The 25,806-nt window shown below is 69.8% G+C and carries 18 protein-coding genes; 3 read left to right on the top strand and 15 right to left on the bottom strand.

Annotated features, from left to right (window positions below):
* Positions 1-125: 125 nt before the first annotated feature.
* The 8 genes from dxs to ngcE all read right to left on the bottom strand — a co-directional run bounded on the left by dxs (position 126) and on the right by ngcE (position 10,499).
* Entirely contained in the window at positions 126-2,051 is a 1,926-nt protein-coding gene (dxs, locus tag ACFPZJ_RS13650) for a 1-deoxy-D-xylulose-5-phosphate synthase (protein WP_381020971.1), read from the bottom strand.
* 199 nt (positions 2,052-2,250) lie between these two features.
* A complete protein-coding gene (locus tag ACFPZJ_RS13645) occupies positions 2,251-3,552 on the bottom strand; it encodes a sugar ABC transporter permease (protein WP_381020969.1) in 1,302 nt (433 codons plus the stop codon).
* Positions 3,549-4,340, bottom strand: a complete 792-nt coding sequence (locus ACFPZJ_RS13640; protein ID WP_381020967.1) for an ATP-binding cassette domain-containing protein — start codon at positions 4,338-4,340, stop codon at positions 3,549-3,551. The genes ACFPZJ_RS13645 and ACFPZJ_RS13640 overlap by 4 nt, the downstream gene beginning before the upstream one ends.
* 179 nt (positions 4,341-4,519) lie before the next feature.
* Positions 4,520-5,620 carry an ABC transporter substrate-binding protein gene (locus ACFPZJ_RS13635; protein WP_381020966.1) on the bottom strand — a complete coding sequence of 367 codons (1,101 nt, stop codon included), beginning with the start codon at positions 5,618-5,620 and terminating at the stop codon, positions 4,520-4,522.
* Positions 5,621-5,753: 133 nt separating this feature from the next.
* Positions 5,754-6,953: an ROK family transcriptional regulator gene (locus ACFPZJ_RS13630; protein ID WP_381020965.1), complete on the bottom strand. Its 1,200-nt coding sequence runs from the start codon at positions 6,951-6,953 to the stop codon at positions 5,754-5,756.
* Between the two features lie 205 nt (positions 6,954-7,158).
* A complete protein-coding gene (locus tag ACFPZJ_RS13625) occupies positions 7,159-8,082 on the bottom strand; it encodes a carbohydrate ABC transporter permease (protein ID WP_381020963.1) in 924 nt (307 codons plus the stop codon).
* Positions 8,083-8,086: 4 nt separating this feature from the next.
* On the bottom strand, positions 8,087-9,013 hold the full coding sequence (locus ACFPZJ_RS13620) for a carbohydrate ABC transporter permease (protein WP_381020961.1): 927 nt from the start codon (positions 9,011-9,013) through the stop codon (positions 8,087-8,089).
* A gap of 16 nt (positions 9,014-9,029) precedes the next feature.
* Positions 9,030-10,499 (bottom strand): N-acetylglucosamine/diacetylchitobiose ABC transporter substrate-binding protein, encoded by a 1,470-nt coding sequence (ngcE, locus tag ACFPZJ_RS13615; RefSeq protein WP_381020960.1) that lies wholly within the window; start codon positions 10,497-10,499, stop codon positions 9,030-9,032.
* 352 nt (positions 10,500-10,851) lie between these two features.
* Between ngcE and ACFPZJ_RS13610 the strand changes: the two genes are divergently transcribed.
* On the top strand, positions 10,852-14,652 hold the full coding sequence (locus tag ACFPZJ_RS13610; protein WP_381020958.1) for a GH92 family glycosyl hydrolase: 3,801 nt from the start codon (positions 10,852-10,854) through the stop codon (positions 14,650-14,652).
* A 114-nt stretch (positions 14,653-14,766) separates the two neighbouring features.
* Positions 14,767-16,725, top strand: a complete 1,959-nt coding sequence (locus tag ACFPZJ_RS13605; RefSeq protein WP_381020956.1) for an alpha-glucuronidase — start codon at positions 14,767-14,769, stop codon at positions 16,723-16,725.
* Here ACFPZJ_RS13605 and ACFPZJ_RS13600 read toward each other — a convergent pair.
* The 6 genes from ACFPZJ_RS13600 to ACFPZJ_RS13575 all read right to left on the bottom strand — a co-directional run bounded on the left by ACFPZJ_RS13600 (position 16,719) and on the right by ACFPZJ_RS13575 (position 23,738).
* Entirely contained in the window at positions 16,719-18,833 is a 2,115-nt protein-coding gene (locus ACFPZJ_RS13600) for a beta-galactosidase (RefSeq protein WP_381020954.1), read from the bottom strand. The genes ACFPZJ_RS13605 and ACFPZJ_RS13600 overlap by 7 nt on opposite strands.
* Entirely contained in the window at positions 18,830-19,456 is a 627-nt protein-coding gene (locus tag ACFPZJ_RS13595; RefSeq protein WP_381021308.1) for a YesL family protein, read from the bottom strand. The genes ACFPZJ_RS13600 and ACFPZJ_RS13595 overlap by 4 nt, the downstream gene beginning before the upstream one ends.
* Before the next feature lie 385 nt (positions 19,457-19,841).
* On the bottom strand, positions 19,842-20,186 hold the full coding sequence (locus ACFPZJ_RS13590) for a GH39 family glycosyl hydrolase (protein WP_381020953.1): 345 nt from the start codon (positions 20,184-20,186) through the stop codon (positions 19,842-19,844).
* Complete coding sequence (locus ACFPZJ_RS13585) at positions 20,183-21,838, bottom strand: ABC transporter substrate-binding protein (protein ID WP_381020951.1); 1,656 nt, start codon at positions 21,836-21,838, stop codon at positions 20,183-20,185. The genes ACFPZJ_RS13590 and ACFPZJ_RS13585 overlap by 4 nt, the downstream gene beginning before the upstream one ends.
* 41 nt (positions 21,839-21,879) lie before the next feature.
* Complete coding sequence (locus ACFPZJ_RS13580) at positions 21,880-22,752, bottom strand: carbohydrate ABC transporter permease (protein WP_381020950.1); 873 nt, start codon at positions 22,750-22,752, stop codon at positions 21,880-21,882.
* The gene (locus ACFPZJ_RS13575; RefSeq protein ID WP_381020949.1) at positions 22,746-23,738 is read right to left on the bottom strand and encodes an ABC transporter permease; all 993 of its coding nucleotides are present in this window, start codon (positions 23,736-23,738) and stop codon (positions 22,746-22,748) included. The genes ACFPZJ_RS13580 and ACFPZJ_RS13575 overlap by 7 nt, the downstream gene beginning before the upstream one ends.
* A 258-nt stretch (positions 23,739-23,996) precedes the next feature.
* On the opposite strand from ACFPZJ_RS13575, the gene ACFPZJ_RS13570 reads away from it, so the two are divergent.
* Positions 23,997-24,986: an acetylxylan esterase gene (locus ACFPZJ_RS13570; protein ID WP_381020947.1), complete on the top strand. Its 990-nt coding sequence runs from the start codon at positions 23,997-23,999 to the stop codon at positions 24,984-24,986.
* A 232-nt stretch (positions 24,987-25,218) separates the two neighbouring features.
* On the opposite strand, the gene cpt is transcribed toward ACFPZJ_RS13570, so the two are convergent.
* Positions 25,219-25,752 carry a chloramphenicol phosphotransferase CPT gene (gene cpt / locus ACFPZJ_RS13565; RefSeq protein ID WP_381020945.1) on the bottom strand — a complete coding sequence of 178 codons (534 nt, stop codon included), beginning with the start codon at positions 25,750-25,752 and terminating at the stop codon, positions 25,219-25,221.
* Positions 25,753-25,806 lie beyond the last annotated feature (54 nt).

The following is a 25,806-nucleotide window of genomic DNA, read 5'->3' as shown; positions in this document are numbered from 1 at the left end:
ACGGGCGCATTCACGCGGATGGGCCGCGCGCACCACCCTTCACAGGGGTGCACGCGGCCCGAAAGGCGTAGGGCCCCCGCATGGGCTCGGTACGGTCTCCCCGTACGGCCTCCCGTACGGGTCCGTCAGTCGCGCGCCGGCTCCACCGAGTCGGCGGTGGCCCGCTCATACCGGCCGTCCAGCTTGGCGACCAGGCCGGTGACCTGGCGGGCGATGTCGGGCGCGGTCAGCCCGATCTCGGCCAGGACCTCGGCGCGGGAGGCGTGGTCGAGGAAGCGCGGCGGGATGCCGAAGTCGCGCAGCGGCACGTCCACGCCCGCGTCCCGCAGGGCCTGGGCGACGGCGGAGCCGACGCCGCCGACACGGGAGTTGTCCTCGACGGTGACGACGACGCGGTGCCGCTCGGCGAGCGGGGCCAGCGCCTCGTCGACGGGCTTGACCCAGCGTGGGTCGACGACGGTGGTGGAGATGCCCTGCTTGTCAAGCAGGTCGGCGACCTCCAGGCACATCGGCGCGAGGGCGCCCACGGAGACCAGCAGCACGTCCGGACGGCCGTCGGTGCCGGGCTCGCGGAGCACGTCCATGCCGCCGACGCGGCCCACCGCGGGGACGGCGGGACCGACGGCGCCCTTGGAGAAGCGGACGACCGTAGGGGCGTCCTTCACCTCGACGGCCTCCCGCAGCTGGGCGCGGACCTGGTCGGCGTCGCGCGGGGCGGCGAGGCGCAGCCCCGGCACGACCTGAAGGATCGACATGTCCCACATGCCGTTGTGGGAGGCTCCGTCGGTGCCGGTGATCCCGGCCCGGTCCAGGACGAACGTCACCCCGCACCTGTGCAGGGCCACGTCCATCAGCACCTGGTCGAAGGCGCGGTTGAGGAAGGTGGCGTACACGGCGAACACCGGATGCAGTCCGCCCGTGGCGAGTCCCGCCGCCGACACCGCGCCGTGCTGCTCGGCGATGCCGACGTCGTAGACCCGCTCCGGGAAGCGCTTGGCGAACCTGTCGAGCCCCACGGGCTGGAGCATGGCGGCCGTGATGGCGACGATGTCCTCGCGCTCCTCGCCGAGCTTGACCATCTCCTCGCCGAACACGGACGTCCAGTCGGCGCCGCTGCTGGCGATGGGCAGGCCCGTGTCGGGGTGGATCTTGCCGACGGCGTGGAAGCGGTCGGCCTCGTCCTGGAGCGCGGGCTGGTAACCCCGGCCCTTCTCGGTGAGGCAGTGGACGATGACGGGCCCGCCGAAGCGCTTGGCCCGCGCGAGGGCGGACTCCAGGGCCTCGATGTCGTGCCCGTCGATGGGGCCGACGTACTTCAGGCCCAGGTCCTCGAAGAGGCCCTGCGGCGCGATGAAGTCCTTCAGGCCCTTCTTGGCGCCGTGCAGGGTGTCGTAGAGCGGCTTGCCGACGACGGGCGTGCGGTCGAGGATCTCCTTCGTGCGGGCCAGGAAGCGCTCGTAGCCGTCGGTCGTGCGCAGGGTCGCCAGGTGGTTGGCGAGGCCGCCGATGGTGGGCGCGTAGGAGCGCTCGTTGTCGTTGACGACGATGACGAGCGGGCGGTCCTTGGCCTCGGCGATGTTGTTCAGCGCCTCCCAGGCCATACCGCCGGTCAGCGCTCCGTCACCGATGACGGCGACGACGTGGCTGTCGCGTTCGAGCAGCTGGTTGGCCTTGGCGAGGCCGTCGGCCCAGCCGAGGACCGTGGAGGCGTGGGAGTTCTCGATGACGTCGTGCTCGGACTCGGCCTGCGAGGGGTAGCCGGACAGGCCGCCCTTCATCTTCAGCCGCGAGAAGTCCTGCCGGCCCGTGAGCAGCTTGTGCACGTAGGACTGGTGGCCGGTGTCCCAGAGCACCTTGTCCTTGGGCGAGTCGAAGACCCGGTGCAGGGCGATGGTGAGCTCCACCACGCCGAGGTTGGGGCCGAGGTGGCCGCCGGTCTTGGAGACCGCGTCGACGAGGAAGGTCCGGATCTCCTCTGCCAGCTGGGCCAGCTCCTCCAGGCTGAGCCGGTCCAGATCGCGCGGTCCCCTGATGCGGGTCAGCAGCGGCACCCGTGCCTCCTTGCAGTAGAGCTGTTCGAGCTGTTGCCGGGCTTGTCGAGTCTAATGTTCCGCCCTGCCGGAACGTGTCCGGGCGGTGCGTCGTACGTCACGCGTTCGGCCGTACCCACCAACGGTCCCACCTATGACACGACTGTGCCCGGCACCTGTCGGGTGCCGGGCACAGGGACGTCCCCTACGGGGCGGGGAACTAGGCGCGTCCCGCGGTCTTCTGCGTCTTACGGGTCACCGCGTCGATGACCACCGTCGCCAGCAGCACACCACCGGTGATCATGTACTGCACCGGGGAGGCGATGCCTTCCAGCGCCAGCCCGTACTGGATCGACACGATCACCAGCACACCGAGCAGCGCGTTCCACGTACGCCCGCGCCCACCGAACAGCGAGGTACCGCCGATGACGGCCGCGGCGATCGCGTTCATCAGCAGGTCACCACCACCGGCGCCCTGGTTGGCGGACGCGATCTTCGACGCGATGAACAGACCGCCCACCGCGGCGAACGTTCCGGAGATCGCGAAGACCGAGATCCGGACCATCGCGACGTTGATACCGGCACGGCGGGACGCCTCGACGCTGCCGCCGAGCGCGAAGACCTTGCGGCCGTACGCGGTGCGGCGCAGCACGAAGTCCGTGACCAGCAGCACGCCGATGAAGATCACCACGGCCAGCGGCAGGCCCTTGTACTGGTTGAAGACGATCGCCACGGCGAAGGCCACGACGGCCAGCAGCGCGGTCCGCAGGAGGGTGTCGCTCAGCGGCTGGGACGGCACCCCCGCGGCCTCCCGGCGGCGGTTGCCGAAGAAGGCGCTGAGGAAGTAGATCACCGTCACCGCGATCGCCAGCCCGTAGGCGGCGGCCACATCGCTGAAGTAGTAGCTGGTCAGCTTGGCCACGACACCGTCGGCGTCGAGGTTGATCGTGCCGTTGTCGCCCAGGATCTGGAGCATGAAGCCGTTCCAGAACAGCAGGCCGGCCAGGGTGACGGCGAACGCCGGGACGCCGATCTTCGCGAAGAAGAAGCCGTGCAGCGCGCCGGCGGCCGTGCCGGTGAGGATGGCCAGCACGAAGGCGAGCCACTCGTTCATGCCGTTGGTGACATTCAGCACCGCGAAGCTGGCACCCGCGACACCGCTGACCGAGCCGACCGACAGGTCGATCTCGCCGAGCAGCAGGACGAAGACGATACCGACGGCGATCATGCCCGTGCCGACCATGGCGACGGACATGTCGGACAGGTTGCCGGCGGTGAGGAAGTTGGAGTTCAGGCTGGTGAAGATGGCCCAGATGACCGCGAGGCCGATGACGACCGGGATGGAGCCCAGGTCGCCGGACTTCATCTTCCGCTTGAACTCGGTGACGTAGCCCGCGAGGCCCTGCTCGCGCACCAGCAGACGGGGGTCGACGACCGTGACGGCGCCGGCGGGCGCCTCGGGGTTCTCGACGACGTGGTCCTCGGCCGTCGCCGTCGTCGCAGTGGTCTTGTCGGTACTCACTTCTTGATCTCCCCATTGGTGCGCGCCGCACGACGGGTCACGGCGTTGTCCGTGGCGCCCGTGATGGCGGAGATGATCTCTTCCTGCGAGGTCGACTTGACCTCGAAGACGCCGTTGTTGCGCCCGAGGCGCAGGACGGCGACCTTGTCCGCCACGGCCTTGACGTCGGCCATGTTGTGGCTGATGAGGATCACGGCGTGGCCGCGCTCGCGCAGCCGCTCGACCAGGTCGAGGACCTGCGCGGTCTGCTCGACGCCGAGGGCGGCGGTGGGCTCGTCGAGGATCACCAGCTTGGGCTCGCCGAGCATGGACCGGGCGATGGCCACGGTCTGCCGCTGGCCGCCGGAGAGCGAGGCGATCGGGATACGGACGCTGGGGATGCGGATCGACAGGGTCTCGAGCAGCTCACGGGAGCGGCGCTCCATCTCCACCTCGTCCAGGACGCCGCGCTTGCGGATCTCCCGGCCCAGGTAGAGGTTGCCGACGACATCGATGTTGTCGCACAGCGCGAGGTCCTGGTACACCGTCGCGATGCCCAGGTGCTGGGCGTCGTGCGGCTTGTTGATCTGGACGGGCTTGCCGTCCCATTCGATGACGCCCTCATCGATGGGGTGCACGCCGGCGATCGTCTTGACCAGCGTGGACTTTCCGGCGCCGTTGTCGCCCACCAGGGCGACCACTTCACCGGCGTGGACCTCAAGCTCTACGTCGGTGAGCGCCTGTACGGCACCGAACCGCTTGGAGACCCCGCGCAACGCCAGCACGGGCGTAGCGGACACGTGAACCATCTCCTTCGCCGCCTGACCCGGCGGAAGGTTGTGCAGAAAGGTTGGGGGGAGTGTTCCGTCCGGCGCCCCGCGGAGCTTGCGGGGCTGTTGTGTGCGGGGCGCCGGAGGAGCTCGGGCAGTCGGTCCCGTACGGGAGTCCGGTCGCGGACTCCCGCTGGGTCACGGGACCTGGGAACTGCTTACTTGAGGCCGATCTTGTCGCAGGCCGACTTGTACTTGGCCGTGCAGATCTCGTTCACCGTGTAGATGCCGTCCTTGACGACGGTGTCCTTGATGTTGTCCTTGGTCAGGGAGACGACCGGGACCAGGACGGACGGGATGCCCTTGTTGGTGGGGCTGTCGACCTTGTCCTTGGCGATGGAGTCGAGCGACTTGCCCTGGGCGAGCGCGACGGCCATCTCGGCGGCGACGTCGGCCTCCTGCGGGTACGGCTTGTAGACGCTCATGTACTGCTCACCGGTGACGATGCGCTGCACACCCGCGAGTTCGGCGTCCTGGCCGGTGACCGGGATGTTGTCGATGCCGGCGGCCTTCAGGGCGGTGATGATGCCGCCCGCCATGCCGTCGTTGGCGGAGTAGACGCCGACGATCTTGTTCTTGCCGAGGGCGGAGATGGCGCCCTCCATGTTGGCGTTGGCGTTCTCCGGCTTCCACTCCTTGGTGTCGTACTCGCGGCCGATCTTGACCTTGCCGTCGAGGACGGAGTGCGCGCCCTTCTTGAACTGGGCGGCGTTCGGGTCGGTGGACGACCCGTTCATCATGACGATCTGGCCGTCCTTGGCCTTGTCGCCCAGGGCCTTCAGCAGAGCCTCGCCCTGGGTCTTGCCGACGGTCTCGTTGTCGAACGAGGTGTAGGCGTCGATCGGGCCCTCGGCCAGACGGTCGTAGGCGACGACGGGGATGCCGGCGTCCTTGGCCTTCTTCACCGAGCCGGCGATGGCCTTGGAGTCCACCGCGTCCACGATCAGCACGTCGACCTTGTTGGTCACCATCGTGTCGACCTGCTGGTTCTGCAGGCTGGCGTCCTGCTTGGCGTTGGCGTAGACGACCTCGCCCTTGTTGTTCGTGAGCTCCTTGACCTTCTTCTCGATCAAGGGCTTGTCGAACTTCTCGTAACGAGCGGTCTGGTTCTCCGGAAGGAGCAGACCGACCTTGATGTTGTCACCCTTGGCGGCGGTGCCGGTGCCCTCGCTCTTCTCGCCCGACTCCTTCGCGCTGCCGCAGGCGGCCAGCGCGACGGCCAGCGTGCCAGAGGCAACGGCAACGGCAGCACGACGCATACGCGTATTCACTTCAGAAACCTCCCTGACGAGGCCGCGTCGTTGCGGCCGAGGTGGCTGGAAGTCAACTCGGCCACACGTACGACGTCAAGAAGTAAATCCTTAACGGGTTGGCAACGGTGCCATCCGTTCTCTAAGTGAAGGCAGGGGTAGCCGCATGCAGCGTGCCATCCAAAAGGGTTGAATCACCCATCTCGCTGAGGGCGAGAGCGAGTGCTCCGAGCACTTCCGCGCGACCCCCAAGTGCCCCGGGGAGAACGGACAGTTGGCGTGCCGCGCTGGGGATGGCGTAGCGGCCGACGGACTCCCGGATCGGCCCGAGCACCAGCTCACCGGCCTCGGCGAGATCACCGCCGAGGACCACACGGCTCGGGTTCAGCAGGTTGCACAGATTGGCCACTCCACTGCCGATGTGGCGGCCGACGTCGGCGATCACCCGACGACAGCCCGGGTCGCCGTCCCGCGCCAGCCGTACGACGCCTTCCATGGTCAGGTCGGTGCCATGGCTGGACTGGAGGAGCGGAAGCACATAGCGGGCGGCCGCGAAGGTCTCCAGACAGCCACGGTTGCCGCAGCGGCAGACGGGGCCGGACTCGTCAAGTGTAATATGCCCGATTTCACCTGCTGTGCCGCCGGGGCCGCGGTAGATCTTGCCATTGATCACCAAGCCCGCGCCGACACCGCTGGCGACCTTGATGTACGCCAGGTCGCGCACGCCCCGGCCGCTGCCCCACACCATCTCGCCGAGGGCGCCGAGGTTGGCGTCGTTGTCCACGTGCACCGGCACGCCGAGCCGCCCCCGCAGCTCCTCGGCGGGCTTGGTGCCGGTCCAGCCGGGCAGGATGGCCGTCGAGCCCAGCGTCCCGGACTCCACGTCGATCGGGCCGGGCACGCCGAGCCCCACCCCGGCGATCTTGGCGCGCTCCACGCCGGTCGCCTCGACCAACCGGCTGACCAGCTCTTCCGCCCGGTCGAAGCCCTGGGTCGAGGAGGCGTCCACGTCCAGCGGCTCGGACTCCTCGGCCAGCACCTGGTGGGCGAGGTTCCCGATCGCGACCCGCAAATGGGTGTGGCCGAAATCCACGCCGATGACGATGCCGGCGTCCCCGCTCAGCGAGACCGCCCGGGCCCTTCGGCCGCCCGCCGACGTGGGCGTGACCTCGACCGTTCCGCCTTCCTTGAGCTCTCGGACGATGTTGGAGACCGTGGCCGCGGACAGGCCCGTCGTCCTCGCGATCTCGGCCTGGGTGAGGGAACCCGCCAGGCGGACGGCACGTACGACCCGCTCCAGGTTGGCTCGGTGCAGCGACGACTGCGACCCCGGAGTCTCCACGACGACCTCCTGCGCACGGGGCCGCCTCGATGAGGCCCCGCATATGTCCAACTAGTGAACTCTAAGCTGAGCCGTTCGGGTTGCCTCCCGTCAAGAGGTTGAACTGTTTCCGCGACCTTGCACACGCGTGCGTACGCCGCCCCCGGCGCCGGGAGCGGCGTGTGCCCGGGCGGTCGCGGAGCGCCACGCGCCGACCGCCCGGCCGCTATTTCAGGGCGCCCGCCGTCAGGCCCTGCACGACCTGCCGCTGGAAGACGATGTACGCGGCGAGCACCGGCAGCATCGCCATCACCAGGCCGGCGAAGAGGCCGGACCAGTCGCCCTTGTAGCCCTGGCTGACCGCGAGCTGCACCAGCCCCTGGGTCAGCACGCGCTTGTCCGGGTCGGTGTTGAGCACCGTGGGCAGCATGTACTGGTTCCACTGGCCGAGGAAGTTGAAGATGCCCACGCTGACCAGGCCCGGCTTGGCCATCGGCAGCATGATCTGGAAGAACGTCCGGGAGTGCGAGGCACCGTCGACGAAGGCCGCCTCGGCCACCGAGCTGGGCAGGGTCCGGAAGAAGGCGGTCAGGAAGAACACAGTGAACGGCAGCGAATAGGCGATGTAGACCAGGATCAGGCCGTGGATGGTGTTCAGCAGTCCCATGTTGTTGACGACGTAGAACAGCGGGACCAGCGCCAGCATGATCGGGAAGCTCATGCCGCCGATGAACAGGTAGTAGATGAAGCGGTTGCCCGGGAAGTCGAACCGGGCCAGTACGTAGGCCGCCATGGAGCCCAGCACCAGCGTGCCGACGAGCGAGCCTCCCACCACCAGGACGGTGTTGAGGAAGTAGTCGCTCATGTTGGCCTCGGTCCAGGCCCGCGACCAGTTGTCGAAGTGCAGCCTGTCCGGCAGCGACCAGGGCGAGGAGAAGATGGACCGGTCGTCCTTGAAGGACGTCATCACCGCCCACAGCAGCGGCATGACCACCATGAAGGCCCAGATGACCAGGATGCCGTGGGAGAAAACGTTGAGGACGGTGCCCTCCTTCTTCTCCCTCGGGGGCGGGCCGGCCGGGACGTCGGTCTTGGTGACGGGCGCGCCGGACTCGGCCGGGACGGGGGCGGGGGTCTCGGTCGTCTTCATCTGATCAGTACTCCAGCCGCTCGCGCCGCCCCAGCCGCATCACGACCGCGGCGAAGACCAGCGTCACGATGAGCAGGGCGACGCCGATGGTGGTCGCGTAGGCGGCCTGCCCGTCACGGAACGCCTTCTGGTACACGTACAGGACCATGACGGTGGTCGAGTAGTCGGGACCGCCCGGCCCGGTCGTCATGATCTGCACGACCGCGAACGACTCGGCGCCCAGGGCCAGGATGCCCATGTACACCCAGCCCGACTGCACGGTGTCCCACAGCAGCGGCAGGGTGACCCGGAAGAACGTGGTGGCCCGGCCCGCCCCGTCCAGCAGCGCGGCCTCGTACAGCTCCGCCGGGATGGAGGCCATCCCGGCGGAGAAGAGGACGACGAAGAAGCCGACCGTGGACCAGACGAGGACCGCCATCACGGCCCACAGGGCCAGGCCCGGGTCGCCCAGCCACAGCGGCTGGATGCCGTCGAGCCCGATCGCCCGCAGAATCGAGTTGATCGCGCCGCTGTCCGGGTTGTACGCGAAGGCGAACAGCAGCGCGACGATGGCGATGGACAGCACCTGCGGGAAGAAGTACACGATCTTGTAGAAGGAGGACCCCCGGACACCGGAGACGACCGGGCCGCCCCTCCTTCTGCGTCCGCCCACATTGATCATGAAGGCGAAGAACAGCGCCAGGCTGATCGTCACCACCGGCAGCACGATCGCGAACAGCAGGCTGTGCTGCAACGACTTCCAGAAGATCTCGTCGTCGAGCATCCGGCTGTAATTGTCGAACCCGACCATCGTGAATTCGGGACTCAGACCGGTCCAGTCCGTGAACGAGTAGTAGATGGACTGGACGAACGGCCAGATCACGAAGAGCGCGTACAGTCCCAGCGGCAACGCCAGGAACCCCACGACGAACCGGTACTTGCCGTGCTGCATCGCTACTCCGCCGCCGTTACTGGTGCTTGTAGTGCTTGATGGACGAATCCTTCGCGGTCTCGTCGGCGAAGCCCTGGATCTTCTTGATGGCCTCGGCCGGGGTGAGGCGGCCGGCCATCATCTCGCCGAGACCGGCGACACCGATCTTCTCCTTCTGCAGCTGCACGTACCAGTCCTGCAGCCGCGGGTTCACCACGTTCTCGCCGGCCTTTTCCAACGCCGCGACACCGGATTTCAGCCCCGGCGTGAGCGTGATGCCGTCGGTGCCGCCGTCGTACGCGGTCAGGGACTTCACCTTGCTGGTGAAGTTCTTCGAGGACGCCTCGCTGAGCATGATGCGCAGCTGCTCCATGCCGCCCTCGGCGTTCTTCGCCTTGGCCGGGACGATGAACGGCTCGCCGCCGGAGGCCCAGATCGTGCCGAACGGCATCTTGTCGGAGGAGTCCAGGCCGGTCGGCGCGGAGACCGCGAGGCCGAAGTCCTTCGGGATGACGTTGGCCGACTCGTTCTCCACCCAGGAACCGTTCGGGATGAACAGGGCCTTGCCCTGGGCCCACGCGGTCTGCGACTGGATGTGGTCCAGGCCGGGGGTGCCCCTGAGGACGTAGCCCTTCTTGTATAGCTCGTAGTAGGCGTCGAAACAGGCCTTGACCGCCGGGTGCTTCCAGGCGTTCGGCTCCAGGTTGTCGATGGCGTCGAGCACCTCGCGGCCGCCGACCTTGCCGATCATGGGGTAGAGCGAGAAGGGGAGGTAGTACGGGTACTTGCCCGCGTACGTCCAGCCCGCCATGCCCTTCTTCTTGGCCTTCTCGCAGACCTTGAGCATCTGGTCCCAGGTCTCGGGGTACTGCTCGTCGAGCGAGTCCAGGGCCTTGTGCGAGTACCAGACGCCGTACACCGTGTAGGCGTAGTACAGGATCCAGACCTTCTCGCCGTCGAACTGGCCCATCTCCACGATGCCGGGGCGCAGGGTGTCGCGGACCTTCTTGCCCGGGTCATCGTAGGACGGCGCGTCCAGCAGCGGGGTGAGGTCGGAGAGCTGGTTCTTGCCGACCAGGACGCCCATGTCCATCTGCTCGGCGCCGGAGTTGTCGATGAGGTCGGGCGGATTGCCCTGGTTGAAACGCGGCTGAAGGGTGGACTGGATTTTCTGGGTGGCGGAGAACTTCACCTTCACCTTGGGGAAGTTCTTCTCGTAGATCTTGACGGCGTCCTCGGCGTACTCCTTGCCGAAACCGCCGTCGAACAGGACGAATTCCATCCCCGCTGTGTCATTGACACCGAGCGGGTTCTTCGCGGTCTTCTTGCCCGCCTTGGCCTTGTTGCCGTTGCCACCTCCGCCGCCGCTGGCGCAGGCGGACAGGAAGCTCATGGTGGGAACGGAAATGAGGCCGAGTGCGGCGGAGCGCCTGATCAGATCGCGGCGGCCGACCCCTGCGGAGCCGTCGCGTCCGGTGCCGTCGTTCTCTGCGGACGTGGATCCCATGCTCAAGTCCTCGCCTTCTCCAGGACTCAGGCGGTGAACCGGATCCTTCCCGGCACCGCGGTCGGGTCAAGCTGGGTCGTGCAGGAAGTGCGGATCGTGTGAAGTGCCGACAGGTATAGTCCACTTCCCGCCAACGGAGCAAGATCGAGCACAAGGTTGGCCGTGGGTCTTATCCGAGTTGAGACCTCGCGGAAAGACGGGCGGCCCACGGCCTCCCCGGCGGAAAAATCCCCGTCGCGGCCCCCGAATGCCACAGCCAACACCCTTGACATCACTGAGCACTTGGGCAACTACTGGTCCTTGCGCATCGAAGTTGACAACGTTGTCCCGTGCGCAGGGAGGGTACCTGTTGATGGAGCGCAAAGCTCGGCACAGATGGGGTTCGGCGGTCGTGTCGGCGACCGCCTTCGCTTTGGTCGTGGGTTCGCCGAGCGCGGCGGTCGCCGTGCCGGAGGCGCCCGCGGCCGCCGACCGGGGCTTCGCGTCCTCCTTCGAGGCGGACGACCCGGTTCCGGACTGGGTGAACACCGTCGACACCGCCCCGGACGGCAGCAAGCGGGCCTCGGGCGTCGACGGCGGCTACAGCAGCGGCATTCCGGGCAATGTGACGGACCACGTCACCGATGTCCGGGCCAGCGGCGAGAACAGCGGCGCCGGCGAGGTGAAGGAGAACCTCACCGACGGCGAGCCGAGCACCAAGTGGCTGGTCTTCGAGCCCACCGGCTGGGTCGAGTTCGACCTGGACAAACCAGTCAAAATAGTGCGATACGCACTGACCTCGGCCAATGACCACGCCGAACGCGACCCGCGGGAGTGGACCCTGAAGGGCTCCGCCGACGGCAAGGACTGGAAGACCCTCGACACCCGCTCCGAGCAGTCCTTCACCGAACGGTTCCAGACGAAGACGTACGACCTCGCGGAACCCGCCGAACTCCGGCATGTCCGCCTGGAGGTCACCGGCAACAACGGCGGGGGCATCCTGCAACTCGCCGACGTGCAGCTCTCCACCGGCGGCGGCGACGGCCCCGTCCCCCAGGACATGCTCTCCCTCGTCGACCGCGGCCCGAGCGGCTCGCCCACCGCCAAGGCGGGCGCCGGGTTCACCGGCAAGCGGGCCCTCAGGTACGCCGGGCGGCACACGGCCGACGGACGGGCCTACTCGTCCAACAAGGTCTTCGACGTGAACGTGGCGGTCGGGCGGAACACGCGGCTGTCGTACCGGGTCTTCCCGTCGATGGCGGACGGCGATCGCGACTACGACGCCACGAACGTCTCGGTGGACCTGGTCTTCACCGACGGCACCCTGCTGAGCGAGCTCGGGGCGACCGACCAGCACGGCTTCGCACTCACCCCGCGGGGCCAGGGCGCGGCCAAGATCCTCTACGTCAACCAGTGGAACGATGTCGTCTCACGGATCGGGTCGGTCGCGGCGGGCAAGACGGTCGACCGGATCCTCGTCGCGTACGACTCCCCCGAGGGCCCGGCGAGGTTCCGCGGCTGGCTGGACGACGTGACGATCCGCTCCGTGGCGCCCGAGCGGCCGAGGGCCCATCTGTCCGACTACGCGGTCACCACCCGCGGCACGAACTCCAGCGGCGGCTTCTCCCGCGGCAACACCTTCCCCGCGACCGCTGTGCCGCACGGCTTCAACTTCTGGACTCCCGTGACCAACGCGGGCTCGCTGAGCTGGCTGTACGACTACGCGCGGGCGAACAACGCGGACAACCTGCCGACGATCCAGGCGTTCAGCGCGAGCCACGAGCCGAGCCCCTGGATGGGGGACCGGCAGACCTTCCAGGTGATGCCGTCGGCGGCCGCCGGGACACCGGACACCGGCCGGACCGCCCGCGCGCTGCCGTTCCGGCACGACAACGAGACCGCCCGGCCGCACTACTACGGCGTCCGGTTCGAGAACGGGCTCAAGGCCGAGATGGCGCCCACGGACCACGCGGCGGTGCTCCGCTTCACCTACCCCGGCGACGACGCGAGCGTGCTCTTCGACAACGTCACGGACCAGGCGGGCCTCACCCTCGACAAGGAGAACGGCGTCGTCACCGGCTACTCGGACGTGAAGTCCGGGCTGTCGACGGGGGCGACGCGGCTGTTCGTGTACGGAGTGTTCGACAAGCCGGTGACCGAGGGAGCCTCCAGCGGCGTCAAGGGCCATCTGCGCTTCGACGCCGGCGCCGACCGCACGGTCACCCTGCGCCTCGCGACCTCCCTCATCAGCATCGACCAGGCCAGGGACAACCTCCGCCAGGAGATCCCCGACGGCACCTCCTTCGACACGGTCCGGGACCGCGCCCAGCGGCAGTGGGACCGGCTGCTCGGCAAGGTCGAGGTCGAGGGGGCGACACCGGACCAGCTGACGACCCTCTACTCCAGCCTGTACCGGCTGTACCTGTACCCGAACTCCGGCTTCGAGAAGGTCGGCGGGAAGCACCGGTACGCCTCGCCCTTCTCCCCCATGCCGGGCCCGGACACCCCGACCCACACCGGCGCGAAGATCGTCGACGGCAAGGTGTACGTCAACAACGGATTCTGGGACACCTACCGCACCACATGGCCGGCGTACTCCCTGCTGACCCCGGACCGGGCGGGCGAGCTCGTCGACGGGTTCGTGCAGCAGTACAAGGACGGCGGCTGGACCTCGCGCTGGTCCTCCCCCGGGTACGCGGACCTGATGACCGGCACGTCGTCGGACGTGGCGTTCGCCGACGCGTACGTCAAGGGCGTCGACTTCGACGCGAGGGCGGCCTACGACGCGGCCGTGAAGAACGCGACGGTGGTGCCCCCGTCACCGGGCGTCGGCCGCAAGGGCATGGCGACCTCGCCCTTCCTCGGCTACACCAGCACCGACACCCACGAGGGCCTGTCGTGGGCGCTGGAGGGTTACCTCAACGACTACGGCATCGGGCGGATGGGCCGGGCGCTGTACGAGAAGACGGGCGAGGAGCGCTACCGGGAGGAGTCGGAGTACTTCCTGGACCGCGCCCGGGACTATGTGAACCTCTTCGACCCGAAGGCCGGCTTCTTCCAGGGGCGGGACGCGAAGGGGAACTGGCGGGTGGAGTCGTCCAGGTACGACCCGCGTGTGTGGGGCTACGACTACACCGAGACCAACGGCTGGGGCTACGCCTTCACCGCCCCGCAGGACAGCCGGGGTCTGGCCAACCTCTACGGCGGCCGCGCGGGCCTCGCCGACAAGCTCGACGCGTACCTCTCCACGCCCGAGACGGCCTCCCCCGAGTTCGCCGGCTCGTACGGCGGGGTCATCCACGAGATGACGGAGGCGCGCGACGTGCGGATGGGCATGTACGGGCACTCCAACCAGGTCGCCCACCACGCCCTGTACATGTACGACGCGGCCGGGCAGCCGTGGAAGGCGCAGGAGAAGGTCCGCGAGGTGCTGGCCCGGCTGTACGTCGGCAGCGAGATCGGGCAGGGCTACCACGGCGACGAGGACAACGGCGAGCAGTCGGCCTGGTACCTCTTCTCCGCGCTCGGCTTCTACCCGCTGGTGATGGGCAGCGGCGAGTACGCCATCGGCTCCCCGCTGTTCCGCAAGGCGACCGTGCACCTGGACAACGGCCGGGACCTGGTGGTGAAGGCGCCGAGGAACAGCGCGCGGAACGTGTACGTGCAGGGTCTGAAGGTCAACGGCCGCACCTGGACGTCGACCGCGCTGCCGCACACGGTGGTGGCGCGCGGCGGTGTCCTGGAGTTCGACATGGGCCCGCGTCCGTCGGCGTGGGGCACGGGGAAGAACGCGGCGCCTGTCTCCCTCACCGAGGACGACAAGGTGCCGACGCCCCGTGCCGACATGCTCCGGGGCGAGGGCGCCCTGTTCGACGACACCTCGGCGACGGACGCGGCGGTGACGACCGTGGACCTGCCGGTTACCGGGCGTGCGAAGGCCGTCCAGTACACGCTGACGTCGTCCTCGGACCGTACGAGGGCGCCGTCCGGCTGGCGGCTGGAGGGCTCGGCCGACGGCGCCGCCTGGCAGACCCTGGACCGGCGATCCGGGGAGTCGTTCCGGTGGGACCGGCAGACCCGCGCGTTCACGGTGGGTGCGCCCGGCGCGTACGAGAGGTACCGGCTGGTGCTCGACGGGGAGGCCACGCTCGCGGAGGTGGAGTTGCTGGCCTGATCCCGTCACCACCACCGCACGTCAGGTACCACGCGAGCACCCCGTGCCCCACAATGGCCGGGCCGCCCGGTGCACACCGGGCGGCCCGGCCACGCCAGGGGGAGGAAGCGCGGCATGGACGTCGACCCGGCCTGGCTGCCGCCCGCCCTCTTCCGGGCGGTCGGCAGCCGGCGCACCCTCGTCCGGGGGGTGGGAGAGCTCGTGGACACCGTGCACGGTGAAGTGGCCACGGCCTGCCAGCGGTTCGGGGGCTCGCTGGCACGGGGCCCGCGCGACGGCTCCTGCGATCTGGTGCTCGACCTGTCCGCATCCGGTCTCGGGGACGAGGACTTCACGCTCAGCCGCGACGGCCGCACGACGATGGTCACCGCCTCCGGCGGGCGTGGGCTGCTGTACGGGCTGTTCCACGTCGTCCGGCTGGGTGAGGCGGCGTTCGGCGGCGCGCGGGCCCGTGAGACGCACCGGCCGGCGCTGGCGCTGCGGATGCTGGACCACTGGGACAACGTGGCCGTGCACCCGGTCATGGGCCAGGTGGAGCGCGGCTACGCCGGCGGGTCGCTGTTCTGGAAGGACGGCCGGGCCCGCCCGGAGTACGGCAGGGTGCGGGCCTACGCGAGGCTGCTCGCGGCGTGCGGGATCAACGCCGTCGCCGTCAACAACGTCAACGTGCACGACACCGAGGCGCACCTGCTGACCGACCGGGTCGGTGAAGTGGCGCTGCTGGCCGCGGAGTTCCGGCGGTACGGCATCCGCGTCCACCTGTCGGTCACCTTCGCCGCTCCGACGGTGCTCGGCGGTCTGCCCAGCGCCGATCCGCTGGACGCGGCCGTCCGCGCGTGGTGGGCCGGGGCCGTCCGGGACGTGTACGAGGTGATCCCGGACTTCGGCGGGTTCGTCGTGAAGGCCGACTCTGAGGGCCGGCCGGGCCCGTTCGCGTACGGACGCAGTCACGCCGACGGGGCGAACATGCTGGCCGCCGCCCTCGCACCGTACGGCGGCACGGTGCACTGGCGGGCGTTCGTCTACGACCACCGCCAGGACTGGCGGGACCGTACGACGGACCGGGCGCGGGCCGCGTACGACCACTTCGTGCCGCTGGACGGGGAGTTCGCGCCGAACGCGGTGCTCCAGGTGAAGCACGGGCCGATGGACTTCCAGGTGCGCGAGCCGGTCTCGCCGCTGATCGGCGCGATGCCGCGCACCCGGCTCGGGGTGGAGCTGCAGGCCACCCAGGAGTACACCGGGCAGCAGCGGCACGTCTGCTGGCTGGGGCCGATGTGGAGCCAGGTGCTGCGGTTCCGGCCCGAGGGCGAGGCGGGGGCGGCCGTCGGCGAGCTGGCGCGCGGGGGCCTGGTGGCCGTGTCGAACGTGGGCGACGACCCGTTCTGGACCGGTCATCCGCTGGCCCAGGCGAACCTCTACACCTGCGGGCGGCTGGCCTGGCAGCCGGACGCGGAGCCGCGCGACGTGCTCGGCGAGTGGATCGGGCTCACCTTCCCGGACGCCCCGAAGCGGCTGGTCGACGGGTTGCACGCCGTGCTCGACGGATCGTGGCGGACGTACGAGAAGTACACCGCGCCGCTCGGCGTCGGCTTCATGGTGCAGCCGGGGCACCACTACGGGCCCGGCGTCGACGGATACGAGTACAGCCCCTGGGGGACCTACCACTTCGCCGACCGGGACGGCGTGGGCGTCGACCGCAGCCGCGCCACCGGCACCGGGTACGCCGCGCAGTACGCCCAGCCGTGGGCGGAGGTGTACGAGTCGCCCCGGACCTGCCCGGACGAGCTGCTGCTGTTCTTCCACCACGTACCGTACGGGCATGTCCTGCACGGCGGCAGCACGGTGATCCAGCACATCTACGACACGCACTTCGAGGGTGTGGCGGAGGCCGAGGAGGCCCGGCGGGTGTGGGCGGGGCTGACCGGGCTGGTCGACCCGGCGCGCCACGCGCGGGTCGCGGAGCGGTACGAGGAGCAGCTGCACAGCGCCCGTGAGTGGCGCGACCAGGTGAACGCCTACTTCTTCCGCAAGTCCGGGGTGCCGGACGGCCGGGGCCGCCGGATCTACTGAATCCGCAGGACGGCCACGCCGAGCGGGTCGAGTGTGAGCGGGTCGTGCCGTTCGATCCGTTCTCCCGTGAGCAGGTCGGTGGCGGTGGTGTGCGCGGTCAGGCCGGCGGGCTCGGCCGCGTGGTTGAGGAGGAAGAGCAGGCGTCGGCCGTCGGGGGTGACGCGGTTCGCGGTCTCCACCGCCGGGTGGCCGGCGTACGGGCCGAGCAGGTCGTGGCGGGTGAGGATGCGGCGTACGACCCAGTCGACGCCCGGTTGGTCCAGGGCGGTGGCGACGTACCAGGCCTCGCCGTCCCGGTGGCGGTGGCGGGTCACGGCCGGGGTGCCGGCGTAGAAGTCGGCGCCGTAGGTGCCGACGGGCTCGGCGCCGTAGGTGCCGACGGGCTCGGCGCCGTAGGTGCCGACGGGCTCGGCGCCGTAGGTGCCGACGGGCTCGGCGCCGTAGGTGCCGACGGGCTCGGCGCCGCGGGGCAGCACGATCTCGAAGACGAGCCGCGCGTGCGTCCGCAGTCCGCCGAGGGTGACGGTCTGGGTGACCTCGGGTGGCCGCGCGTCCCACTCGTCGACGCGCACGCCCATGAGGCCGGCCAGCGGACCGGGGACGTCGGTGAGGAAGGCGCGGTCGTGTGCGTCGACGCGGCCGGAGAGGAACGTCGTCAGGACCGTGCCGCCGCGCGCGGCGACGGCTTCGAGACGGGTGGCGAGGTCGCCCTTGATCATGTAGAGCACGGGCGCGAGGACCACCTCGTAGGGGGTGAGGTCGGCGGTCTGCGGGACGACGTCCACGTCGGCGCCCACCTCGCGGGCGGCCCGGTAGTAGGCGTGCACGACGTCCCGGTAGCGGACCAGCCGGGAGGGGCCGTCGGAGATCTCCAGGGCCCACCAGCTGTCCCAGTCGAAGAGCAGGGCGGTGCGGGCGGGGGTGCGGGCGCCGAGGGCCGCGTCGCCCAGCGCTTCCAACTCCGCTCCCGGTTCGGCGACTTCGCGGAAGACGCGGGTGTCGTCCCGGCCCGCGTGGCCGATCACCGCTCCGTGGTACGTCTCGCAGGCGCCCCGTGAGGCGCGCATCTGGACGTAGAGGGCGGCGTCCGCGCCGTGGGCGATGGCCTGGAAGGTGGCGAGGCGCAGCTCGCCGGGGCGCCTGAGCGGGTTGACGTCCCGGCAGGCGGTGGTCGACGGGGTCTGCTCCATCAGCCAGAAGGGTGCGCCGTCCTTCAGGCCGCGCACCAGGTCGTGGGCGAGGGCGGGCCAGGTGGGCGGGGCGTCCAGGGGCGGGTAGCTGTCCCAGGACGCGAAGTCGAGGTGGGGCGCCCAGCGGTGGTAGTCCAGCGGGCGGAACATGCCCATGAAGTTGGTGGTGACCGGGGTGTCCGGGTCGTGGGCGCGGAGGGCCTCCTTCTCGGCGCGGAAGCAGCCGAGCAGGGCGTCGGTGGTGAAGCGGTGGTAGTCGAGGGTGATGCCCTGGAAGGCGGTGTGGTCGGGGCCGCGCCAGTGTTCGGTGAGGGCGTTCGGGGGCTCGATCTGGTCCCAGTCGGTGTAGCGGTGCGACCAGAAGGTGGTCCACCAGGCGTCGTTGAGGGCGTCGAGGGTGCCGTGCCGGTCGCGGAGCCAGGCACGGAAGGCCTCGGCGCACAGGTCGCAGTAGCAGGCGCCGCCGTACTCGTTGTTGACGTGCCAGGCGAGCAGGGCGGGGTGGCCGGCGTAGCGTTCGGCGAGGCGGGAGGCCATCGCGGTGGCGTGGGCGCGGTACGCCGGTGAGCTGGGGCAGAAGTTGTGGCGCTGGCCGTAGCGGTGGCGGCGGCCCTCGAAGTCGGTGCGGTTGACCTCGGGGTGCCGCTTCGCCAGCCAGGGCGGGAGGGCGGCGGTGCCGGTGGCGAGGCAGACCTGGCGGTGCTCGGCGGCGGCCCGGTCGAGGACGCGGTCCAGGACCGTGAAGTCGTAGGTGTCCGGGGCGGGCTGGGTGAGGGACCAGGAGAAGACGCCGACGGTGAGGGTGTCGACGCGGGCCCGGGTGAACAGGCGGTGGTCGTCGTCCCAGGTGCCTGCGGGCCACTGTTCGGGGTTGTAGTCACCGCCGTACGGGATCTTCGGCGTCCGGGGCGCGGTCATGCGGTGAATTCCTCCTGGGTCTCGGCGATCACCGGGCGGCTGCTGTGCAGCAGGGACAGCAGCAGCACGGCGGCCAGCAGGGCGGGCAGGGCCTCGGTCAGCAGGGCGGTCGACGCGGCGACCAGGACGAGCAGCGAGGCGGCGCCGAGGGTGGCGCGGCCGTGCCGGAACAGGAAGTAGGCGGCGAGGCGGGCGGTGTCACGGCTGCGGAAGGAGAACAGGGAGGTCAGGACCAGCGCGTGCGCGCCCCACAGCAGGGCGCCTGTGCCGGTCGCCGCGAGCAGCAGCGCCCACCAGCCGGGCAGGCCGGTCGCGGAGAAGTGGGTGAGGGTGAAGGCGATGACGGTGAGCCAGGCGAGCAGCGGCGTCCACAGCGCCAGCGCCGGCCGGGCGTTGAGCCGCCAGCCGCGCCAGAAGGCACGGGCCGGGTGCAGGTCGGTGAGGTCCCGGCTGCGGCGGTGCAGGGCGTAGAGCGCGGCGGACAGGGCCGGCCCGAGCGGCAGCAGGCATCCGGCGGCCAGGGGCAGGTTGGAGGGCTCGGGACCGAGCAGCAGCAGCCCGGCCAGTCCCGGCGAGGCGGCGGCCAGCAGCAGCGCCTCCACGGTGACGAGGGTGTGGATCAGGGCGGCGGCACGGGAGAGGGGCCCGTCGCCGAAGGCCCCGGAACGGGGGGCCGGGCGGGGCGGATCGGCCCTCCGGTATGCCGAGGCCGGGAGGGAGCGGGACGGCACCCCCGGGGCCCCGCGCCCTCCGCCGCCGGTCCTGCCGTGCGGCGTGCTCGACTGCCGTGTTCCCGGGCCGGGCGCCGAGCCCGGTGCCGTCCGTGGGGCCCTCACCGCGGCTCCTTTCCCAGCGGGTGCGGGGCGGTGGCACGTGCGGTGGGGTCGTCGTCGGCCCTCGCGCTCCTGCCCTGCGACGGGTTCGGACACCGCCCATCAGAGCCTTCCGTCCTGCCCTGCGGTCCCCTCCGCGACGGCCCCCCGAGGGCGGATGCCGTCCCCGACGCGTTCACCGCGGCTCCCTTCCCAGCAGTCGTCGTTCGTCCCACCACGGTGGGGTCTCGTCCTGGAGCGGGGTGAGTTCGACGAGGGTGATCTCGTGGCGGCCCAGGGTCAGGGGCAGGTCCGTCCGCCCGTTCCGCACCGGCAGCCGGGAGTGGGCGCGGGCGGGCTCGGCGGCCTCGTGCAGGACGTCGAGTTGCCCGGGTCGCGGTGAGCGTGGACTGCCCATGTGCCGCCAGGCGGTGTACGCGTTGCCGTGTTCCTCGTCCACGCGGGAACGGCGGACGAACACCTCGCCGCCGGCCACCGGGACGGACGGGCGGCCGGCCGGCTCGGCGGGGACGCGGATCACCCGTTGTCCTGGGTGAAGCGTTCGTAGGCCTTGTTGTGCAGGTCGACGAACTGCTCCATGTTCTTCGCCTTCAGCTCGGCCACGTACGCGTCCCACTCGGACAGCGGGCGCTTGCCGAGGGCGAACCTGAGCGTGTTCTGGGTGACGGTGTCCCTCAACGGCGTCTCCCACAGCGACGCCTGCTCCTGCTCGGCGGACCGCAGCGGGTGGGCCGGCGCGATGGGCAGCTGCTCACGCCGGGTCATGGCGTCCTGGAACTTCTTCTCGTCCGGTCCGAACATGGAGGAGACCAGCTCCCAACTGCCGCCGTAGGCGAAGACGCCGTTGTAGAAGCCGTAGTCCTTCTGCAGGTCCTTCGGGGCGTCCGGGTCGGAGCCCATGAGGCTGATGCCGGGCTTCAGCCGGTACTGGCCGCCGGAGCGGGTGTAGGTGACGCCCTCGACGCCCCACCGGGCGAACCTCTGGCCCTCGTCCGAGTACCAGAGCCAGTCCACGAACTGCACCATCGCGACGAAGCTGTCGCTCGTGAGCGCCTTGCTGGAGATCATGACGCCGTTCTCCAGCCGGGCGCCGCCCAAGACCACGGGGCCGGCGGGCCCGATCGGCACGGGGATCATCTCGATCTTCGCGCCCTCGACCTGCTTTGGCAGGTTGTACCGGTAGTTCTGCACCAGCTCCTGCGGGTTGGCGCTGATCGCGAACGACTTCTCGCCCAGCAGCTTCTGGATCGCCTCGTCGTCGGTCTGGGTGAAGCTCTCGGGGTCCACCAGCTTCTCGGCGACCAGTTTGCGCACGTACTCGATCATCTGGCGGAAGGCGTCCGTCGCACCGGTGAAGACGAACTTCCGCGCGTCCGCGTCCCAGCTGATGTTGTCGTACGTCCAGCCGGCCCGCACCCCGTACGCCTGGCCGAGGTAGCTGAAGAGGGCGGCGGCCGGGTAGGGCGTGTTCTGGCTCCAGCGGTCGGAGAAGGGGTACGTGTCCGGGTACTCCTCCTTGATCGCCCTGAAGACCTCGTACACCTCGTCCCAGGTGGTCGGCAGGCTCAGGCCGAGCTTGTCGAGGACGTCCGTGCGCAGGGCGAGGGAGTAGCCGGATCTGACCTTCTCGTGCAGGCCGGGCAGCAGGTAGTACTTGCCGTCGGACTGGCGGATGGAGTCGAGCTCGGGCTCCAGCCTCCACATCCTCACCTTCTCCCGGAAGTTGGGCATCAGGTGCACGTAGTCGCTGACCGGGAGGATCGCGCCGGACGACACGAAGGTGACCTCCGACGGGTGGTACGTCTTGGGGATCAGGAGCGGGGCGTCGCCCGAGCCGATGAGGACGCTGCGCTTCTTCTCGTAGTCGACCAGGGGAACGCCCACCGGCTTCAGCGTGATGCCGGTGCGCTTGGTGAGCTCCTTCCAGAACAGCCAGCTGTCCTTCATCGGGTAGACGGGGTTGACGTTGTGCAGGACCGAGAAGGACAGCGGCTTCGCCGCCTTGAACTGCTGGCCGGCGCGGTACTCCCGCATGGCGCCGTTCCGCTTCTTCGACAGGTCCTTGGCGTCCGCGCCGTCGTCGCCGCTGCCGCAGCCGGTGAGGGTGGCGAGGCCGATGAACCCGGCGGCGGCGAGGATCTGCCGCCGCGAGAGCTGTCCTGCGTTCTGCACGGCACGGGAAACTCCCTTGGTCGTAAGCAGGTTGAGGAGGGTCAGCCCTTGACCGCGCCGAGCATCACGCCCGAGACGAAGTAGCGCTGGACGAACGGATACACACAGATGATCGGCAGCGAGGTCAGCACGATCGTGACCGCCTGGATGTTCGCCGCGGCCTGGCTGAGCTGCTCGGTGCCCGCGCCGGCGTTGCCGCCGGTGGTGGCGCCCGCGATGAGGTTGCGCAGGTAGACCGTGACCGGCATCAGCTCGGACTTGTCCATGTACAGGAACGCGGAGAACCAGGAGTTCCAGAAGGACACCGAGTAGAACAGCACCATCGTGGCGACGACGGCCTTCGACAGCGGCAGCACGATCCGCAGCAGGATGCCGTACGTGCTGAGCCCGTCGATCTGCGCGGCCTCCTCCAACTCGTCCGGCAGGCTCTCGAAGAAGGCCTTCATCACCAGCAGGTTGAACACGCTGATGGCGTTCGGCAGCGCGATGGCCCAGACGCTGTTCTTCAGGCCGAGGCTGGTGATCAGGACGTAGTGGGGGATCAGGCCGCCGGTGAAGAACATGGTGAACACGGCGATGCCGACCAGGAGGCCGCGCCCCTTGAGGTGCCGCTTCGACAGAACGTAGGCGTAGCACGTCGTCAGCACCATGGCGACGGCCGTGGAGAGGACCGTGTAGAGGACGGTGTTGCCGTAGTTCCGCCAGAACATCGAGTCGTGGAAGACGATCTCGTACGTGGTGAGGTTGAAGCCCTGGGGCCACAACGTGACCTCACCGGCCCTGATCTGCCGCTCCCCGCTGAAGGAGCGGGCGATGATGTTGACGAACGGGTACAGGGTCACGACCACGACGAGGGTGAGGATCACCCCGTTGACGCTCTGGAAGACGCGGTAGGAACGGCTCGGCTTCACCATAGGCTCGTCCCCACCGTGCGGCGCGACAGCTGGTTCGCGGAGGTGATCAGGACCAGGCCGATGATCGCCTCGAACAGGCCGATCGCCGCGGCGTAGCTGAAGCTGTTGGACTCGACGCCGGTGCGGTAGAGGTACGTGGAGATCACGTCGGCCGTCGGGTACGTCAGCGGGTTGTACAGCAGCAGGACCTTCTCGAAGCCGACCGCCATGAAGGTGCCGATGTTGAGGATCAGCAAGGTGATCATGGTGGGGCGGATGCCGGGCAGGGTGACGTGCCGGATCTGCTGCCAGCGGTTGGCGCCGTCGATGCGGGCGGCCTCGTACAGGTCCTCGTCGATGGTGGTGAGCGCGGCGAGGTAGAGGATGGTGCCCCAGCCGGCGGTCTGCCAGATCTCCGAACCGACGTAGATGGTGCGGAACCACTCGGGTTCCTGGATGAACCGGACCGGCTCGTGCCCGAACCAGCCGAGCACATGGTTGACGGGGCCGTCGGTGGCGGGCATCTGCATGGTGATGCCCGCGACGATCACGATCGACAGGAAGTGCGGCAGGTACGACACCGACTGCACGAACCGCTTCAGGGCGTGTCGGCGCACCTCGTTGAGCAGCAGCGCGAGCACGATCGGGATCGGGAAGCAGAACACGAGCGTGAGCCCGCCCAGCCACAGGGTGTTGCGGAACACCTGCCAGAACGTGGGGTCGCTGAGGAACATCTCCACATAGCGCAGTCCCACCCACTGCTCGCCCAGGATCGACCCGCCGGGCTCGAAGCGGCGGAAGGCGATCACGTTGCCGATCATCGGCAGATAGCGGAAGACCAGGAAGAACAGCAGCGGCAGCAGGGCCAGCGAGTACAGCTGCCAGTCCCGGCGCAGTGCCCGGCGCCGGCCGGTGCGCGCGGGCCGCCGTCCGCCGCGCCGCGGGGCCTTCGTCGGTGGCCGGCCCTGCGTGCCGGGCGGCGGAACCGACGTGGTGGAGGTGCTCATTGCTCGGGCCTCCCGTGACATGGGACGCGGAACCGAAACTTTCGAGCTCTTACCGGTAACTTCGCGCAACTTAGGGGGAGCGGAAAGCGCTGTCAATGGGTGCTGCGGACTGGGGACTTGAGACGGGGGCACACTCCTGGGTTCAGGGCGCGGCACGGGTGGAAGAGATGGAAGGGACGATGCCAGCTCCGGAACTTTCCGTCGCACGTCCGCAACGATCGGACCACCCGCCCTGCCGACGATTCCTGCGAGGTGCCCGTGCCCGCGTTCGACCTGCCGCTGCCGGAGCTGGAGCGCTACCGTCCGGATGTCGAGGAGCCCGCCGACTTCGACGCCTTCTGGCGGAGCACGCTCAAGGAGGCCGGGGAGGCGGAGGTGCTGGTGTCGGCGCGGCCGGTGCAGAGCGGCCTGCGGCTGACCGAGACCTGGGACGTGACCTTCCGGGGCTTCTCGGGCGACCCGGTACGCGCCTGGTTCAGCAGGCCCGCCGGGGCGCGGGAGCAACTGCCGGCCGTCGTCGAGTACGCCGGTTACGGCCGCGGCCGGGGCCTCCCCCACGAGCGGCTGACCTGGGTGAACGCCGGGTACGCCCATCTGTTGGCGGACAACCGGGGCCAGGGCGACCAGTACGGCTGCGGCGGCGACACCCCCGATCCGCACGCGACGGCACCCGGCGGCCCCGGCCCCGCCGTGCGCGGGCTGCGCGCACCGCGCGACTACCACTACCGCCGCCTGATCACGGACGCGGTCCGCGCGGTCGCCGCCGTCCGGCGACTGCCCGGCGTGGACGGCGACCGCGTCGCGGCCGTCGGCAACAGCCAGGGCGGGGGCCTCGCCCTGGCCGTCGCGGGACTCGTCCCGGACCTGGCGGCGGTCCTGGTCACCGCCCCGCTGCTGTGCGGCATCCGCCGTGCCCTGGACCTCACCGACGCGGGCCCGTACGGCGAGATCGCCGCGTATCTGTCCGTGCACCGGGGAGCCGACGAGGCCGCGTACCGCACGCTGGGATACGTGGAGGGCACCTCCTTCGCCCGGCGCGCGCAGGCTCCCGCCCACTTCGGGGTGGGTCTGCGGGACACGGTGTGCCCGCCGAGCGGCGCGTACGGCGCGTTCAACCGGTACGGGGAGCTGACCGGCTCCGCTTCCCGCAAGGAGATCCACCCCTACCCCTTCAACGGGCACGAGGGCGGCGACGCGGTGCACGTGCGGCGCCAGCTGCGGTGGGCACGGGAGGTGGTGCCGGTGTGAACGCACACATGCCTGCTGTCCGACTGATCGTCAACTGGCTTGACGGGCTTGTCCCTTGAGCGGCTAGACTCTTGTACAGACCAATCGACAACGTTGTCCCACTCGTGCGAGGTCGCACCAGCCCCCCTCACTCCGGACGACCTCCTCCCCCCCGAGAGGCCGTTCGGCCCGCGGACCCGGCCGCGCAGCGGCTCACTGCCGGCCGGGTCCGCCCTCGTCACCAAGCCGGCGGTCACTGGACACGCGCGGCGACGGTGCGGGCACACGCCAGGGGCTCGGTATGCGTGGTGTCCACCTCCAGGTCGTAGCGCACGCCCTGGTGGACCGCCTCCGCCTGCGACACGGCCATGCCCCGCACCCGGTCACCGCGGGCGAGCTCGCGGCCCGCGGCCACCACGGGGTCGCACCGGACCTCCCCCCAGAGCGCCTCCAGCGGGCCGAAGACCCTCTGCCACTCCTGCTGGGACGCGACCCCGCCGAGGAAGACGTCATCGACGACGACCCGGGCGCCCGCACGGGCCATAGCGGCGACGCCCTCCATCCACGCCAGTTGACGTTCCCGGAACGCCGGCCCGACGTTCACCCGGCCGTCCGCGGCGAACTCGATCCCCGCGTCCGACGTCCGCATGGACACGGGCATGGCTTCGAGCAGCGAGTCGACCCCCACCGCGAGCCACGGATCCTTCAGGACCGCCTGCAGACACCGGACGATCCCGGACTTGCCCGCGCTGGAACCGCCGTTCAACACGATCACCTGAGTCGTCACCGGCACCACGGTAGAGACACGCGGCGACCGGGGACCGGGCAGCGAGCTGCCGGA

This window comes from Streptomyces bullii (assembly GCF_042657145.1).
GTDB classification, from domain to species: Bacteria; Actinomycetota; Actinomycetes; order Streptomycetales; family Streptomycetaceae; genus Streptomyces; species Streptomyces bullii.
Note: the sequence above shows the minus strand (reverse complement) of the source record. Positions and strands in the feature narration are given on the sequence as shown.